We start from the raw sequence: 15,969 nt of genomic DNA, 5'->3' as shown, positions 1-15,969 counted from the left end.
TCAATGCTGGAAGAGTATCGCGGCGCAGGCGGCAGTTCTTGCCTATTTTTCACGTTGAACACGCTTCAGATGGTGATATTTTCGGCGAAGTACAGAATTATTGGGAAATTTGCCTTTGGACCGTGCAGATCTCGCCCTGCTTGAAGCTCTACAGAACGACTCGTCCTTGTCCGTGTCGGACCTTGCCGAGAAGGTGGCGCTGTCCCCATCCGCCTGCCATCGTCGCATCAAGGCGCTGGAGCAGAGCGGCGTAATTGCGCGTTACGGCGCGGTTTTGGATCCCCGCGCTCTTGGCCTGTCGGTTGAAGTGTTCGTGGAGATTACACTGACCAGCCAGAGCCGCGAGGCAATGGACCGCTTCGAACGCTCGGTCTGCGATTTCGACGAAATTCTTGAATGCCACCTGATGTCCGGTTCGGCGGACTATATCTTGCGCGTGGCGGCAAAAGATCTGGAGCAATACGATTGGGTGCACCGCGAGTGCCTTGCTCGCCTGCCCGGTGTCTCTGCGATGAGATCCAGCTTTTCCCTGCGCCGGATAAAGCAGATGCGGGGATATCCTGTCAGGATTGGCGGACTCAGGAGTGGCGCAGCCCCTTGATATCGCGTTCGCTGATGGTCTTGACCAACAGCACGAACGAATGCGCTGCAATGCGTTCGATCTGCGGCATCCGGGGTTCGAACGGCTTGTCGTGCCCAGCGAAGATGGTCATTCCCTCCATGGATCCGGAAATGAAAAGCGCCACCGTTTCCCGGCTGGCCTCATCCAGATCTGGACGCATTTCGGCGATGATCTCGAGAAGCGGCGCGCGCGCACGGACGTAGAGCTCCTGGATGCGTTCAAGGACGAACGTGTCGTGGTTCGACAGCGCCCAAAGCTCCGGAAAGAAATTGGTCGTCTTCTTCGATCGGATGTCGTCCAGGATAAGATTGCAAACCCGGCGCAGCCGTTCCTCTGCCGGTACGCCCGGCATGTGCACGATCTCGACGAACTCGACTTCGTAGCTGCGGATCACGGCTTCGAGCAGCTCCCGAACCAGGTCTTCGCGGCTTCTGTAGTGGTATGTCAGGTTGCCGAACTTCATGCCGCTAGCAGCCGCGACTCGGCGCATCGACATGGCCCGGTATCCCTCTTCGATCAGGATCGATAGCGCCGTGCGAAGAATGTGTTCGCGCGTTTCATGACCCTTGACGTAGCCACCTTCACGCTTCGGCATGACCATGTCCGTCACGTACTTCGGCGCATCATCAGCCTGATTCATCACAATAACCCTTCATCCTATTCACATCATATCGCCGCTTCGAAAACCTGTCATAAGCTAAATTTAGGTCACTTGACAGATTTGTTGCTCCTCTGAGACTATGGTCCCCAGCCGATGAGCAAGTTCGGCGGACAAGGGAGTGCCGGCATGAGAATTGTTGGGTTGACCATGGCTTTCACTCTGGCGATCAGTGCGGTCGCCGGGGCTGCTGCAGCTAACCCCGGCAAAGAGACATCTCCGTTTCCCAAGGCGCTGCCGGAAGAGCCCATTCCTTCAATCCAGAGTTTGCCAGCAGCCTGGCCCGCAGCATGGGTGCTGATCCACGACTTCCATTTCAGCTCGATCGTCGATGGTCGGGTGATGCTCGTGGACACTACGTCCGAAGACCAGCCTCTGAAGGGAATCGTGCGCGCTGCGCAGTTCGCCAACATGCTCGTCTCTCCTCGGCGCGGAGAGGTCTTGACGGCAGAGACCTTTTACTCGCGCTTGACGCGTGGTGATCGGACAGATGCGATTACCATTTGGGACATGGCCACGCTTCAGCCGAAAGGTGAAATTGTGTTGCCGGGCGGTAAGCGCCAGCAGTCAGTCACCTACCCACAGCTGTTCCAGTTCACCAATGCGGACAAGTGGGCACTTGTCGCAAATTTCACGCCTGCTCAGTCGGTTAGCGTTGTCGACCTCGACTCGCGGAAAGTACTGGCGGAGGTCGATCTGCCCGGCTGCGCGCAGATCTACCCCACCGGTGAGCGTGGGTTTTCAAGTTTCTGCGCTGATGGCTCTATCCTGAGCGTGGCCCTTGGGGCCGATGGGCAGGCGGTGTCCTCCAAGACCGTCGAGAAAGTCCAGGATATCGACAACCAGCCGCTGTTCAGCACTCCGGCATGGGCCGGGCGCACGGCCTGGTTTGTCAGCTATCGGGGGCAGATCAAGGCGTTCGATTTTTCAGGAGATGTTGCGCGCCCGCTGGGCGGCTCCTTCAACATCGGGACCGCCGAAGGTGGCGCGCCGGAATGGCGGCCGGGCGGCTGGCAAGTGATCGCCACCGATGGCGCAGGCAAGCTGTTTGTCCTGATGAGCCCCAATGGCCGCGAGGGTAGCCACAAGGATGGCGGGACCGAAGTCTGGGCCGTCGATACCGCGTCCAAGGCGCGTGTTGCCCGCATTCCCCTGCGCGCAATGGCCTCGGCGATTACGCTGACAAAGGAAAGCAAACCGCAACTTGTCGTCGCTCGCGGTGACGGAGTGATCGATATTCACGATGCCGCAACCGGCGCATTTGTGCGCTCGCTTGGCACTGCAGGTGGTGCCAACCCCATCCTGATCACGGCGCCCTGATATGGCTCCGGTCATTATCTTTCTCGCGATGCTGCTTGCCGGGTCCGCCGTGCACAAGGCAGTCTCTCACCGGCGAATGGCCATCGCAGCGGCACGATTGGTCGGCATGCCCTCGCATGGGCAGCTGTTCTTGATCATCGCGGGTACGCTCGAGGCTACTGCTGCCCTGTGCCTGCTTGCGGCGCCACTTCAGAGGACTGGGGCATTGCTGGGCTCGGTCATATGGCTGGCTTATGCAGCCACGCTCTTGCTGCGTCGTGGACAGAGCTTCGATTGCGGTTGCGATCTTGTGGCCCGTGAAAAGCCGATCGACTGGCCCGCAATTGCTCGTCCCGCGGTGCTCGCCCTGCTTGCCGTTATTGCTTCCACCCTGCCGGCGGCGCCGATCGGACTTGACGCTCCCTTCGCTGCCGCCGGCCTTTTGGCGCTTTATCTCGCAGCTTCTGAACTACTTGCCGTTCCCCATCCACGCTGGAGGAAATCGTGATGCTGACGTCCCAGATTCTCTTGTGGACCGCTGTGGTCGTGCAGGCCTTGTTGATCGCAGCCCTCGCTCGTCAGGTTGGTATCCTCCACGAACGCATTGCCCCAGCTGGTGCGTTGACGCTGCACCAGAAGGTAGAGGTCGGAGAAGTCGCCAGTCCGATGACCGTCACCACGATCGAGGGTGCGCCCATCGAGATCGGCGGCAAGCGGGAAGGGCGCAGCCAATTGCTGTTCTTCGCCTCGCCTGACTGCCCCGTGTGTAAGACCCTGCTACCTGTAGTCCGATCCGCGGCGAATGCCGAAGCCGATTGGCTTGACATTGTCGTCGCTGGGGATGGAACCAAAGCCGAATACCAGCGACTGCGTGACAATCATGGTCTCGATCGCGTGCCGATGGTCCTTTCCGAAGCGCTTGGCAGGGCATTTGGTGTCTCCAAGCTGCCTTATGCAGTCCTTCTGGATGAAAATGGCCGCGTTGCCTCGCTCGGTCTCGTCAACAGCCGCGAGCATCTGGAAAGCCTGTTCGAGGCGAAGGAGCGCGGCGTTGCCTCGATCCAGGAATTTCTCGCACGCCGGAAGGAGGCCTGATCAATGGCTGGCTTCGACAAGTGGACTGAGCGCCTGACCCGCACAATTGCGCGCGGAACATCGCGACGCAGCACTCTCGCCTGGCTGGGGGCGACGATTACCGGTGCGGCAGTGTTTCCGGTCCTGCCGGTCGCTCGCGCGGCAAGCGGATCATCACATGGCGGTGGCGGCAAGCACGCACCCATTTCATCGGGCAATCCGCAGGACCCGGGTGATCAGTCTTCGTGCGATTACTGGCGCTACTGCGCGATCGACGGGTTCTTGTGTTCGTGCTGCGGCGGGACTGTCAGTTCCTGCCCTCCCGGCACCGAGATGTCGCCGATTACGTGGATCGGCACGTGCACCAATCCGGCCGACAACCGCGCCTACGTGATCAGCTACAACGATTGCTGCGGCATTTCCTCGTGCGGACAGTGCTTGTGCAACCGTAACGAAGGGGACCGCCCACAAGTCCGACCGCAATCGAACAACGACTACAATTGGTGCCTGGGCACGGAAAGCAGCATCTACAACTGCTCGACCGCAGTGATCGTCGGCGTGGCGTTGGACGCACCGAAATGAGACTGCTTGTCGGACTGATCCCGGTCATGGCGATGGCGGCGCTGGCGCTGCCCGCCACGGCTGCCACCGACGGCGCGGCAGTGTTTCAGCGTTGCGCGGCGTGCCACACCAAGACTGGTGCGGGCGTGCCTGGTGCTTACCCCCCGCTCGGCGCCGATTTCCGGGCCTTGGCGGTCAAGCCGGCAGGGCGGCGCTATCTTGCGCTTGCAGTGCTGCGCGGTCTCTCAGGCCCGATCACGGTCGAGGGGAAACCCTATCGCGGTGTCATGCCTGCTCAAGTGCTGGACGATGCTGCGGTCGCGGCGGTGCTCAACCATATCGGTACGCAGGTGGCAAAGACCGGGCCGAAGTTCGCGCTGTTCACCGACAAGGAGGTCGCTGCGCATCGCCAATCCGGCGCTTCGCTCTCGGCAGCTGATGTCGCGAAGCTTCATGCAGGAGCCGGTGGCAAATGAAGCGCCTCGCACTCGCTCTGGCCGCCGTCCTCGTTGTGCTTGCAGCGGGTGTCGGCGTCGAGGCGGGTGAGCCGGGAATGCGTGGCGTCAGCAATCCGCAGCAGGCGCGGATCGATTACATGTTGAAGTGCCAAGGGTGCCATCGCCCCGATGGTGGCGGCGATGATCGCTCCAATCCGCCAATGAAGAATGTTGTCGCCCGATTTCTGAAGGTGCCCGGCGGCCGAGAATTTCTCGGTAGGGTGCCGGGTGTCTCGACCGTCGATCTCGACGACGTGCGCCTGGCAAATCTCTTGAACTGGACGCTCTACACTTACGACCCGGCGCACATGCCTGCCGATTTCAGGCCCTACACGGCTCAGGAAATCGGCAGGCTGCGGCGCCACCCCCTGAGGCTGGAAAGAGCGCCGATGAGGGCGCGGCTTGTCGCGGGGTTCGAGCAGGAAAGAACACAAACGCAATCACCCTGAACTTGGGAGCAAAGACAATGAGGGAACGTCTTTTTCGTGGGATCGCGCTGGCTGGGGTAGCCGCAACATGCGTTCTCGTCGCAACACCGGCTCTTGCACAGGATGCCAGGAACGAAGCAGCTGTACCAGAAGGGGAGATCGTCGTTACGGCGACAAAGCGCGCCGAAAGCCTGCAGTCCGTTCCGATTTCCGTGTCGGCAATCGGCGGTGATACGCTCTCCAAATCACGGGTTGTCAATGTTGACAGTCTCGTCACGAAGGTTGCCAATCTCCAGCTGACGTCGATCGTGGGCGACAACACGCCCATTTTCTCGCTGCGTGGCGTTTCTATGTCGGACTACAGCCTCAACCAGGCCAGCCCCGTCGCAACCTATTATGACGAAGTCTACAAGGGTAACTTCGCGTTCCTTGGCGTGGCCATGTATGATCTTGAGCGCGTCGAAGTCCTGCGTGGCCCCCAAGGCACGCTTTATGGCAAGAACACCACGGGCGGGGCGGTCAACATCATTGCCAATAGCGCCAAGCTTGGCGAAACCAGCGGTTACTTCAATGCCGGCTATGGCAATTACAACCGCGTAGACCTGAACGGTGCAGTCAACGTGCCGTTGGGGGAAAAGGCGGCGCTGCGCGTGGCCGGGACCTATGCCAAGGCCGATGGCTGGTTCAAGAACGTGGTGCCGGGAAAGCCGGACCTTGCCTCGACTGACGAGTACGCGATCAGGGCCACCTTGAATGTCGAGGCGAGCGAGACGGTCCGGTTCGTCCTGCGCGCATCGACCAGTCTGCAGAATCCGTACAATTACGGGATCTATGCTCAGCCCGAAGCAGCTAACCGTCCTGGCCTTGGTAAGCGCGAAATCGCTTCGAACATCGATGCCAAGCGTCGGGCGCGTACCTATTCGGTAGCCTTGACCAGCACATTCGACGTATCCGACACGCTGACCGTCACGAGCATCACCGCTTGGGACAAGGGCAGCCTGTTCTTCTACGAAGATACCGATGGCACGGCCGGTGAACTGCTGGAAATTCCCTACAACGACCGTGCGACCCAGTTCGCCCAGGACTTGCGGCTGACCAGCGACTTCGGCGGCCCGTTCGATTTCATCCTCGGTGGCTACTTCCACCGTGAGAAGGTGTTCAACGAAACGACATTCGAGATCGGCAAGGACATTGACTCTGATGGCGTCCCGGGAATCACCGCCGATGATTGTGCGGTCGGCCTTCCTCTCGCGTGCCTCTTCCGCAACCGCTTCGACCAGTTGAAGAAGAGCTATGCGATCTATTCGGACGTGAAATACGAACTGACGGATTCCGTCACGATGCGGGGTGGCCTGCGCTACACGCACGATACCGGCGTCCAGAGCGGCTTCCGATCTGACGCACTTGGCGTGGACGGCACATTGATTGCCAATCTGATCCCGCTTTCTTCGCTGCGCTATTCGCAGGACAATCTCTCGGGCAAGATCGGTTTCGATTACAAGCTTGCCGGCGGCAACCTGCTCTATGCAAGCGTCAGCCGGGGCTATCGTGCGCCCAGTTTCAACGCTCAGGCCTTCTTCGATCCGTCGGAGTTGTCGATCGCCAAGCCCGAGCAGGTGACGTCCTACGAGGTGGGGGCCAAGACCCAATTCCTCGACCGCAAGGTCACGCTCAATGTCGCCGGCTTCTATTACGACTATCGCAACCAGCAGTTCATCAACGTCGACCCGGTATCGGCGGCGCAAACGCTACTCAACATTCCGAAGTCGCGGATCTATGGCGGTGAGGCTGAACTGACGATCCGCGCGAGCGACCGGCTGACGCTTCATAGCGGCATGGGCGTGCTGGCGACAAAGATCCAGCGTGGCAGCGTAAGCGGCGTGAACGTGGCAGGCAACCGCCTGTCCAATGCGCCGACCTTTACCTTCAACGCCACCATCGACCTGACTGTCTTCGACGGCGAAATGGGCAAGTTCTCGCTGCACCCCGACATCGCCTATCAGTCAAGCCAGTTCTTCGAAGTGCTCAATGTTCCCCGCTTGCGCCAGTCCTCCTACGCCCTCGTGGGAGGGCATATCGACTGGGAAAGCGCGGACGGACGATTCAACGCCTCGATCTGGGGGAAGAACCTGACCGACAAGTTCTACTTCACCTCCCGCGTTGATCTGCTGGCAGGCTTCGGCTTCGACTACAACCACATCGGCAACCCTCGCATGTACGGGGTGACGGTTGGCGCAAAATTCTGACATTCTCGCAATATAAGGCGGCAAAGCCGTCAGGAGAGGACCATGGCTGACTACAAGCTGCTGATCGGCGGCAATCTCGTCGATGGCGACATGTCGATGGACGTGATCAATCCCGCAACCGGGGAGCCGTTCTGCACGGTTCCCCGGGCCTCCGTCGATCAGGCAGATGCTGCCATCGCAGCGGCCAAAATGGCCGTCCCTGCGTGGTCAGCTCTGCCTTGGGCAGACCGGCAGGCAAAGCTGCTTGAACTTGCTGACGCAATTGCCGCTCGCAAGGACGAACTGGCTCGGACCTTGACCATGGAACAAGGCAAGCCGCTGGCCGAGGCCATGGGCGAGCTGGCCATGACCGATGGCTACTTGCGCCATTATGCCACGCTGGAGCTTCCCGATCGTGTTATTCAGGACGATGAGGCGGGATACGTCGCAGTCAAGCACCGTCCGTTGGGAGTGGTGGTTGGAATCATCGCCTGGAATTTCCCGCTGCTCGTTGCTTGCTGGAAGATTGGACCTGCGGTTCTGGCGGGCAATGCCATCGTGCTCAAGCCCGCGCCGACAACGCCGGTCTGTGCGCTGATCCTTGGCGAGATCTGCCGGGACGTGTTCCCTGCAGGCGTGGTCAACATCATCACTGATGCCAATGACCTTGGGCCGCATCTGACGGCCCATCCGGACGTCGCCAAGGTCGGCTTCACCGGCTCCACGGCCACTGGCAAGCGTATCGCTGCCAGTGGGGCCGATACGCTGAAGCGCGTCACTCTCGAGCTTGGAGGCAACGACCCTGCCATCGTGCTGGAAGATGTTGACGTTCGCGAAACTGCCCAGGCGATCTTCGGCAATGCCTTTTTCAACAACGGCCAGGTCTGCCTTGCCGTGAAGCGCGCCTATGTCCACGCCGACATATATGACGCGATGTGTGGAGAGCTCGCCCGTCTTGCCGAGGCAGCCGTGGTGGACGATGGTCTGCAACAAGGGACACAGATCGGGCCGATCCAGAACGCGATGCAGTTCGAAAAGGTCAAGGACTTCCTCGCGACCGCGCGCGCAGATGGCACGATCGTTGCGGGCGGTGAAGTGATGGAGCGTGCCGGGTACTTCATCCGCCCGACCATCGTCCGCGACGTGACCGACGGCGACAGGATCGTCGACGAGGAGCAGTTTGGCCCGATCCTTCCCTTGATCGTATTCGATGATGTCGAAGATGTCATCGCACGCGCCAATGCATCGGACTATGGCCTTGGCGGTTCGGTCTGGTCAAAGGATGTGGCACGCGCCGCAGACATTGCATCGCGGATCGAAAGCGGACAGGTCTGGGTCAATCAGCACATCGCGATCGGTCCGCACATTCCGATGGCCGGTTTCAAGTCCAGTGGACTGGGTGTGGAACAATCCGTCGAAGGCCTAGCCGAGTATACCCAGACCCAGGTGGTGAATATCAAGCGATGACGCAGCTTTCCTACGCCAAGGGCGCAACCGATGAGCCGCTGCTGGAAAAAACCATAGGACAAGCCTTGCGCGATGCCGCGCAAGCCTGGGGAGGGGAGCTGGCGCTGGTTTCCCGTCATCAGGGGATCCGGTGGAGCTGGGCGCAACTGGACGCTGAAGTCGATCGGATTGCAACCGGCTTGCTCGATCGAGGAGTGGCAAAAGGCGATCGCGTCGGCATCTGGGCGCCCAACTGCGCCGAATGGACCGTGCTCCAGTTTGCCACGGCCCGGATCGGCGCGATCCTGGTCACCATCAATCCTGCCTACCGCACCAGTGAAGTGGAATATGCGCTGAACAAGGTCGGCTGCACCTTTCTCGTCACCGCCGCCAGCTTCAAGACCAGCGATTACATCGCGATGCTGCGCGAACTGGGGCGCGCCAAGTTGCCGATGCTGCGCGGGATGGTTGCTCTTGGCGATGCGGTCCATGAAGGCTTCGAGCCGTGGGACGCCCTGCGAGCCGAACCTGATCTGAACCGGCTCTTGGTTGTAGACAGGACGTTAAACCAGAATGATCCGATCAATATCCAGTTCACCAGCGGTACGACCGGCTTTCCCAAGGGCGCAACGCTTACCCATCGCAATATCCTGAACAATGGACATTTTACCGCCCGGACAATCAACCTCGCGGCCAGCGATCGCATCTGCATTCCGGTCCCGCTGTATCACTGCTTCGGTATGGTTCTGGGCAACCTCGCTGCGCTGACGAGTGGTGCAGCCATGGTCTATCCTGGTGAGGCATACGATCCCCGCCTGGCGCTTGAGGCGGTGCAGGCCGAAGGTTGCACGGCGCTTTATGGCGTCCCCACGATGTTCATCTCGATTCTGGCGCAGCCCGACCTTGACGCATACGACGTCAGCACATTGCGCACCGGAATCATGGCGGGTTCTCCCTGTCCGGTTACCACGATGCGCCAGGTGATGGATCGCCTCAACATGACCGAGGTCACCATTGGCTACGGCATGACCGAAACCAGTCCGCTGACCACCCAAACGGCAACCGACGATCCGATTGAGGAACGTGTTGGGACTGTGGGGCGCGTCCATCCACACGCGGAGGCCAAGATCGTGGGCCTTGACGGCGAAGTGCTGCCGATTGGCGAGCAGGGCGAATACTGTTCGCGCGGCTATGCCGTAATGCTTGGTTACTGGGATGAACCTGCCAAGACTGCTGAAGCCATCGATCCCGACGGATGGATGCATTCCGGCGATCTCGCAACCATGGACGAGAACGGGTACGTGAGGATTACCGGTCGCATAAAGGACATGATCATCCGCGGCGGAGAAAATATCTACCCGCGCGAGATCGAGGAATTTCTGCTGACACATCCCGCCGTGCAGGACGCGCAGGTCTTTGGTGTCGCCGACGAGAAATTCGGTGAGGAAGTCTGCGCATGGGTTATCGCTCGGGCTGGGGAAGAGCTCGGTCCAGATGATGTGCTTGCGCACTGCAAAGGCCGCATCGCGCATTACAAGGTTCCCCGACACGTCCGCATAGTCGAAAGTTTCGCCATGACCGTAACGGGCAAGGCCCAGAAGTTCGAGATGCGCAAGATGATGGAGGCAGAGCTTCAGTCGTATCGCTCATAAGCGGTGCGACTCGGAGTCTCGGAAGGACCGTTATCTCGAAAATATTGAGTGATTCTTGTCAAATCTCATCGCTGTAGTTCTGAAAGCGATTAACTATATCCAGTAATAATTTCAGACGGCTTCATTGTTTTGAAGGTAAAAAGACTTTTTGGATGTCCTTGGGGTAGACTTCCAAGTGACGAAATTTCAAGAGATTTTTCGATATTTCAGGTCTTCCCTGCTCTTGGAGTTAGCCGGAGGCCAGTCTTGTTAACTTTATTTGTTAAATCTCCAGATGCGACGCATCTGGGGCAAACTTTCTCGGATATGGATGCATCGTGAGTCACGGCAGGCGTTGTGTCGAGCGTAAAAGGTTACCCACAAGTTAACCAATTCAGGCGAATTGCCAGCGAAGACGAACACTGAAGCCAATTCATCCGCTCGGACATGCCGCCCGGCATTTCCGAGGCCGAAGAACTGCGCCCGCACAAGGGCAGGTGTTTTCATCGCAAGGCAAGCGCGCCGAGGTTGCCGCAAGGCAGCAGGGAGCAGTGCGCATGTTGATGCACAAGATCAGGATCGGCTTGACGGCGGTTGCGGCTGCTTGCCCGTCTGCTGTTCTGGCCCAGTCTACCATCGCGGGGCCGACGGCATACGCCGGTGGTACCCCCGTTTCGCTCACCCTGCCAGTTACGGCATCTGTTGGTGGCCGGTGTGGCTTCGCCATTGGCGGCGCACCGTCCGGCAGCTTCGATGCAGGGCAAATTGACCAGTCGGGTTGGTCCAACCAGTTTCCATTCACCCTGAACTGCAACGGCGCAGCGCGTGTGGCGGTTACCTCGGCGAATGGCGGATTGCGCAGCGCCACGCAGCCCTCTGACGCAGGTTATGCCGGCATTGCCCCTTATCAGGTCAAGCTCAACCTGGTCGGTGCCGGCGGGGGGAGCGTGACCGATCAGTGTGAGGCGGCCACTCTTGCCGTCACTGCGAGTGCGCCTTGCTCGTTCATCGGGCCTGCGACGCAAAGCCAAGGGCTGCGGGTTGCGCCCAGTTCGCAAAACCTGGCTGGCGCCTATCTCCAGGTAAGTGCCCCGGCATACACCGGCCCAGCCATTCTGGTTCAGGGCACATATTCCGACACCCTGACCGTGACCGTTTCCGCAGCCTTGTAACCTGACGCTTCCAGCCGGCCCGTTCCCGGCAACCCATCACGCCGCTTGTGGCGGTAACTGAAAGGCCGATTGCCATGAAGACCATGCTATCCCTGCTGGCCGCAACTACCGCAGTTGCAATGACAACAGCCCCTGCACAGGCGCAGACGGTGACGACCGGGACAGTCAATGTCACGGGCAGCGTCCTGGGAAGGTGCTCCGTGGTTGCACCGGGCGGCTCGGCGACCCAGGCATTTACCGGCACTATCGCCCTTGGCGCGCTGGACGCAGCGGACGGCACTTTGGCAACCGGCTTCACCAACACCACCAGCGCGGCCTCGGGCGGAACCCCGGTCGCCACGCGCGTGGTTTGCACTTCGGCCAGCGTCTCTCTTGCGATCGTGGCTGACCGTTTGAGCACGGCTGCCGCCGCCGTTTCAGGCTACTCCAACGAGATCGACTATACCGCCGAAATGCAGGTCGCGCTTGCGGCCGGCGGGAATGGCACCGTGACGTACAGCACCGCCGCTGGCGCCACCGCAGCCAATTCGGCGACTGTCGGCCGTCTCGCGGCTTCGGGCAACAACATAGCCGTGAAGGCCTATGGCTTCTCGACCAGGGGGGGCGCTTCGAACCTGCTCGTCGCCGGCAATTACACCTCCACCATCACCGTAAACATCCAACCCGTGGCCTGATTTGATCGAGCCTTTTTCCAGGAGAAATGAAATGCGTAAGCTTCTTCTCGCGGCGACCGCCGCAGCTGCCCTGTCGGCAGTGCCCGCTTCTGCTCAAAGCGTTACCGGCACCGTCAACATCACCGGCTCCGTCGCTGCCAAGTGCAAGTTCGTGACGTCATCGCAGGACCTGCCGCTGGGCGAACTGGCTGACGCAGACGGTGGCCTCGATACCACGAAGGTTGATGGTCAAACCCGCACGCTCACCGGATGGTGCAACAATTCGGCAGCCACACTCTCTGTCAAGGCGACCGCGTTGACCGGAGACCAGCCAGTCACGTCGGGCGCCGAGGCGGCGTTCACCGATACGGTCAATTACACTGCTTCGGTCTCGGCCAACGGCAAGAGCTTTTCTGACATCAGCACGGATGCTGTCGCCAGCACTGCCGCCAACGTCGACATGTTCTCCGGTAACATCGCCGTTACGTTGGGTTCATCGACGGCAGCCAGCAAGAAGCTCGTCGCGGGTGCTTACACCGGCAAGGTCGAGGTCTTCCTCTCGCCCACCGTCTGATCTGCATTGCGCATGAAGAGTTCATCCAGGAGCACGACGATGAAATCCGCACTGTTCAAGTCCAGCCTGCTTATGCTGCCCCTCTGCGGGATGGCCGCGCCTGCGTCGGCGCAAGAAACGGCTTCCGAAACAGCTTCGGGTCAGGTCGCGGTGACGGGTTCCGTCGCACGGTTGTGCATCTTGGGTGAACCTTCGCGTGCGGTGGTCGATCTCGGCCAGATGGTGCAGACCTCTGGTGCATCCGTCGGACGGATTGCCGCGCTGGCCACGCAATCTGTCTCGCTGCCCGCAAGCTTCTGCAACTTTGCCGGCTCGGTGCTCGGAGTAAGTGCAACTGCATTGCTTGGCGATTCAACAATTGCGCCACCAGCCGGATTTTCACGCGCCGTGAACTACACAGCCACGGCAACCGGCTGGGGTAGTAGCGGTACCGCTGCGACGACCAATGCAGCGGTAGATGGAACGTCTCCAGATTCGGCCGCCACGGGAAGCACGCAGCCTAGCCCGAAGCTGGGTGACATCGAAGTCGCGCTGTCCTCGTTCTCGGCGCCTCAGAACGCTCTGCTTGTTGCTGGAAACTATAGCGGTCTGGTCACTGTAACCCTCGGTCCCGTACCGGTCACGGAGTAAGCGGCCATGAACAGGCTTAGATTTTTCGCAGCTATCGCCGGCGTCGTAATTTCGGCTCCGGTGCAGGCCCAGAGCGCCAGTGACTCGGCCGACTTCGCGGTTGTCGGTAATGTTCCGGCAATTTGCGTCGGCGGCTCGGTTTCGGAAGCCGGTGGCATTTTCGACCTGGGCATTCTCGTCGATACGACCACTGGTTTCCTCCGCTCCGATCTCAGCGCACCCTCCCAGGTGCTGGCGGGGAGCTTCTGCTCGTCCCGCAGTTCGATTGCGGTTGCTGCCACGCCCGTAGTCGCACAGACATTCACGGCCACTGCGCCAACGGGTTTTTCACGTAGCGTTGATTTCACGGCGACGGCGGCGGGTTGGACAACCACTCCCGCCAGCTTCAGCACCGCGTCGGCAAGCAATCCTGCGGCGATCCAGCAACGCACGACTGCATTCAGCGGACCGATCACCGTCAACATTGGCGACTTTGCAACCACCGGAGGCACCGGCCTGCGCCTCGTTGCCGACACTTCCTATCGTGGCACGGTTACCGTGACGCTGACTCCGGAAAGCTGAAGCATGGCGCGCTCTTCTCCCATGTTCGCTCTGGCGTTTTTGCCGGTGTGCGCGATGCCAGCTGCCGCGCAGGAGGCCGCAAGTGCGACTGGGCTTCCCGTAACCGGTTCTGCGCCACAGGTCTGCACCCTTGCAGGTGGCGAACTGCAGGCAGGGCAGCTCGTGAACTTCAATGGCATTTCCGGTGACACTCTGCAGGTTACACAATTGCTGGACCAGCAGACGCTCGCCGCCCGCCCGGCGAGCGCTACTGTGTCATTCGCCGCCGTCTGCAACTACCCGCATCAGATCCGCATCCAGTCCGAAAACAATGGTTTGTGGCCCACCGATGGGCGGCAAGCCACTGATGCACCGGGATTTGCAACGGCTTTGCCTTACGACGCCAACCTCACTTGGGGCAGTTCCTCCGGTCAACTCCAAATGGATGCCCGCATCCGCAGCAATCGCGAGCAGCGCATCGACGTTGACCAGGCGACAGCGGGAACTGTCACCTTGCGCCTCGCCATTCTCGCCGGGGCATCGAATGGCGGGGTGAATGCGCCCGTGCTTGCCGGCGTTTATGGCGATACGCTGCGTATTACGCTGGAGCCAAAATGATGCGCTACATGCTCACAATCACGGCACTCGCGTTTGGCGCTTCGGCCAATGCCCAAGAGATTGATCGCGCGGCTCAAGTGCTCGAACTCAGTGCGACTGCTGGTTCGGCCTGCGTAATCAGCACACCGAGAGCCAGAGCAGTGACCAATGCCAACTTTCAGGCGACGGGCGACGGCAACGCCACGGTCGGGTTGACGCGCCTGGTTGATCCCAACACGGCGCTGCCGCGGGGCGCCAGCTTCGAGCTGGAGATCCCAGCCACTTGCAATGCCTCGCACCGGGTAACTGCCGCGTCGGGCAAGGGCGGATTGGGCAGGGTTGGGGCCGCCGGCCCTCAGGCGCAGGGCTTTGCCGATTTGCTGCCCTACACTCTGCGCCTTGACTGGGCCGGAGCCAGTCAGGAGCGAAGCAGCAATGCTGGCATGCTGGTGCTGGCGGTGGCGAATGGCGCAACGGGCAATCTCGCCCTGCTGGTCAACACACCCGATGGCGGCACGCCGCTGATTGCCGGTGATTATGACGACACGATCGTCATCCAGCTGCAGCCAACCGATTGAATCTATTGCCTGCGGGCAGGGGGAACTTCACGTGAAATCCATTGTCTCGTTTCTGTCTGCTGCTGCCGTTTCGCTGGTGCTGCCGGCTGCCTCGACCATGGCGATGACGGTGCAGCCGGTCGTGATCGATCTCAAGACCTCCGGGCGTGACATGTCGCAAGTCATCACGGTCGAGAACACGTTCGCCAGTCCGCTGCCGGTCGAGCTCACCGTGCAGGAACTCCGCCTGACCGACACCGGCGTTTCACCGACCGGCAAGGATCCCGGAGACCTTCTCGTATTCCCGCCGCAAGCGCTTATCGATCCCGGCCAGACCCAGACTTTCCGCGTCCAATACGTTGGCGACCCGGCTCTCGCCGGCAGCAGGCACTACTATGTGACAGTCGCACAGTTGCCGGTAAAGTTGCCCGAAGGCCAATCTGCGATTCAGATCCTCTACAATTTCCAGGTCCTCGCCAGCGTTGCGCCTGCAGGCGTAAAGCCGAAGCTGGAGGTCACAAGCGCCGAAGTCGGCAAGGACGGGGCCGGCAAGCCAGTGGCTGTCGTGACTGTTGGGAATGCTTCTGCGGTTCACGGTTACCTTAGCGGCAGCAAGTTGCGCATTGTCGAAAAGGATGCGGCGGGGAAGGAGCAATTCCGGCGCACACTTTCTGGTCCTGAAATCCAGCAGACAATCGGCTTCGGCCTCGTGGGCGGTAACCAGACCCGCAAGGTGACTATTCCTGTCGAACTGCCGCTTGCCGTTGGCACGGTTGAAGCGACGATCACACCGGAGGGCTGAGCT

19 protein-coding genes are annotated in these 15,969 nt (G+C 60.4%); 18 read left to right on the top strand and 1 reads right to left on the bottom strand.

The features are described 5' to 3' along the window. The first annotated feature begins 115 nt into the window (after positions 1 to 115). The gene (locus HGI46_RS13475) at positions 116 to 601 is read left to right on the top strand and encodes an Lrp/AsnC family transcriptional regulator (protein WP_168904618.1); all 486 of its coding nucleotides are present in this window, start codon (positions 116 to 118) and stop codon (positions 599 to 601) included. Here the strand turns inward: HGI46_RS13475 and HGI46_RS13470 are convergent. After that, entirely contained in the window at positions 579 to 1,223 is a 645-nt protein-coding gene (locus tag HGI46_RS13470; RefSeq protein ID WP_240946772.1) for a TetR/AcrR family transcriptional regulator, read from the bottom strand. The two genes, HGI46_RS13475 and HGI46_RS13470, sit on opposite strands and share 23 nt — an antisense overlap. Before the next feature lie 153 nt (positions 1,224 to 1,376). On the opposite strand from HGI46_RS13470, the gene HGI46_RS13465 reads away from it, so the two are divergent. The 17 genes from HGI46_RS13465 (at position 1,377) to HGI46_RS13385 (ending at position 15,966) form a co-directional block, all read left to right on the top strand. Continuing rightward, a complete protein-coding gene (locus HGI46_RS13465) occupies positions 1,377 to 2,600 on the top strand; it encodes an amine dehydrogenase large subunit (protein WP_240946759.1) in 1,224 nt (407 codons plus the stop codon). 1 nt (position 2,601) lies between these two features. Further along, positions 2,602 to 3,087: a MauE/DoxX family redox-associated membrane protein gene (locus HGI46_RS13460; protein WP_168904617.1), complete on the top strand. Its 486-nt coding sequence runs from the start codon at positions 2,602 to 2,604 to the stop codon at positions 3,085 to 3,087. Then, positions 3,087 to 3,674 (top strand): thioredoxin fold domain-containing protein, encoded by a 588-nt coding sequence (locus HGI46_RS13455; RefSeq protein WP_205525167.1) that lies wholly within the window; start codon positions 3,087 to 3,089, stop codon positions 3,672 to 3,674. Before HGI46_RS13460 ends, HGI46_RS13455 begins: the two co-directional genes overlap by 1 nt. Before the next feature lie 3 nt (positions 3,675 to 3,677). Then, positions 3,678 to 4,235, top strand: a complete 558-nt coding sequence (locus tag HGI46_RS13450) for a methylamine dehydrogenase light chain (protein ID WP_118073586.1) — start codon at positions 3,678 to 3,680, stop codon at positions 4,233 to 4,235. Next, entirely contained in the window at positions 4,232 to 4,690 is a 459-nt protein-coding gene (locus tag HGI46_RS13445; RefSeq protein WP_168904616.1) for a cytochrome c, read from the top strand. Before HGI46_RS13450 ends, HGI46_RS13445 begins: the two co-directional genes overlap by 4 nt. Further along, on the top strand, positions 4,687 to 5,160 hold the full coding sequence (locus tag HGI46_RS13440; RefSeq protein WP_168904615.1) for a cytochrome c: 474 nt from the start codon (positions 4,687 to 4,689) through the stop codon (positions 5,158 to 5,160). Before HGI46_RS13445 ends, HGI46_RS13440 begins: the two co-directional genes overlap by 4 nt. A gap of 17 nt (positions 5,161 to 5,177) precedes the next feature. Then, positions 5,178 to 7,385, top strand: coding sequence for a TonB-dependent receptor (locus HGI46_RS13435; RefSeq protein WP_168904614.1), 2,208 nt, complete (start codon positions 5,178 to 5,180; stop codon positions 7,383 to 7,385). 42 nt (positions 7,386 to 7,427) lie between these two features. After that, the gene (locus HGI46_RS13430) at positions 7,428 to 8,831 is read left to right on the top strand and encodes an aldehyde dehydrogenase family protein (RefSeq protein WP_118073589.1); all 1,404 of its coding nucleotides are present in this window, start codon (positions 7,428 to 7,430) and stop codon (positions 8,829 to 8,831) included. Next, a complete protein-coding gene (locus HGI46_RS13425; RefSeq protein WP_168904613.1) occupies positions 8,828 to 10,462 on the top strand; it encodes an AMP-binding protein in 1,635 nt (544 codons plus the stop codon). Before HGI46_RS13430 ends, HGI46_RS13425 begins: the two co-directional genes overlap by 4 nt. A gap of 542 nt (positions 10,463 to 11,004) precedes the next feature. Further along, positions 11,005 to 11,613 carry a hypothetical protein gene (locus tag HGI46_RS13420; RefSeq protein WP_162896005.1) on the top strand — a complete coding sequence of 203 codons (609 nt, stop codon included), beginning with the start codon at positions 11,005 to 11,007 and terminating at the stop codon, positions 11,611 to 11,613. A 74-nt stretch (positions 11,614 to 11,687) separates the two neighbouring features. Beyond that, a complete protein-coding gene (locus HGI46_RS13415; protein ID WP_118073592.1) occupies positions 11,688 to 12,287 on the top strand; it encodes a hypothetical protein in 600 nt (199 codons plus the stop codon). 31 nt (positions 12,288 to 12,318) lie between these two features. Continuing rightward, positions 12,319 to 12,840 carry a hypothetical protein gene (locus tag HGI46_RS13410; RefSeq protein WP_118073593.1) on the top strand — a complete coding sequence of 174 codons (522 nt, stop codon included), beginning with the start codon at positions 12,319 to 12,321 and terminating at the stop codon, positions 12,838 to 12,840. A gap of 39 nt (positions 12,841 to 12,879) precedes the next feature. Continuing rightward, entirely contained in the window at positions 12,880 to 13,470 is a 591-nt protein-coding gene (locus tag HGI46_RS13405) for a hypothetical protein (protein WP_168904611.1), read from the top strand. A 6-nt stretch (positions 13,471 to 13,476) separates the two neighbouring features. Continuing rightward, on the top strand, positions 13,477 to 14,031 hold the full coding sequence (locus HGI46_RS13400) for a hypothetical protein (protein ID WP_168904610.1): 555 nt from the start codon (positions 13,477 to 13,479) through the stop codon (positions 14,029 to 14,031). 162 nt (positions 14,032 to 14,193) lie between these two features. Further along, positions 14,194 to 14,628, top strand: a complete 435-nt coding sequence (locus HGI46_RS13395) for a hypothetical protein (RefSeq protein ID WP_168904609.1) — start codon at positions 14,194 to 14,196, stop codon at positions 14,626 to 14,628. Beyond that, complete coding sequence (locus HGI46_RS13390) at positions 14,628 to 15,185, top strand: hypothetical protein (RefSeq protein WP_206065725.1); 558 nt, start codon at positions 14,628 to 14,630, stop codon at positions 15,183 to 15,185. Before HGI46_RS13395 ends, HGI46_RS13390 begins: the two co-directional genes overlap by 1 nt. 31 nt (positions 15,186 to 15,216) lie before the next feature. Then, entirely contained in the window at positions 15,217 to 15,966 is a 750-nt protein-coding gene (locus HGI46_RS13385) for a fimbria/pilus periplasmic chaperone (protein WP_346766733.1), read from the top strand. Positions 15,967 to 15,969: the final 3 nt, after the last annotated feature.

Source organism: Novosphingobium sp. ERW19 (assembly GCF_012641315.1).
GTDB lineage: Bacteria > Pseudomonadota > Alphaproteobacteria > Sphingomonadales > Sphingomonadaceae > Novosphingobium.
Note: the sequence above shows the minus strand (reverse complement) of the source record. Positions and strands in the feature narration are given on the sequence as shown.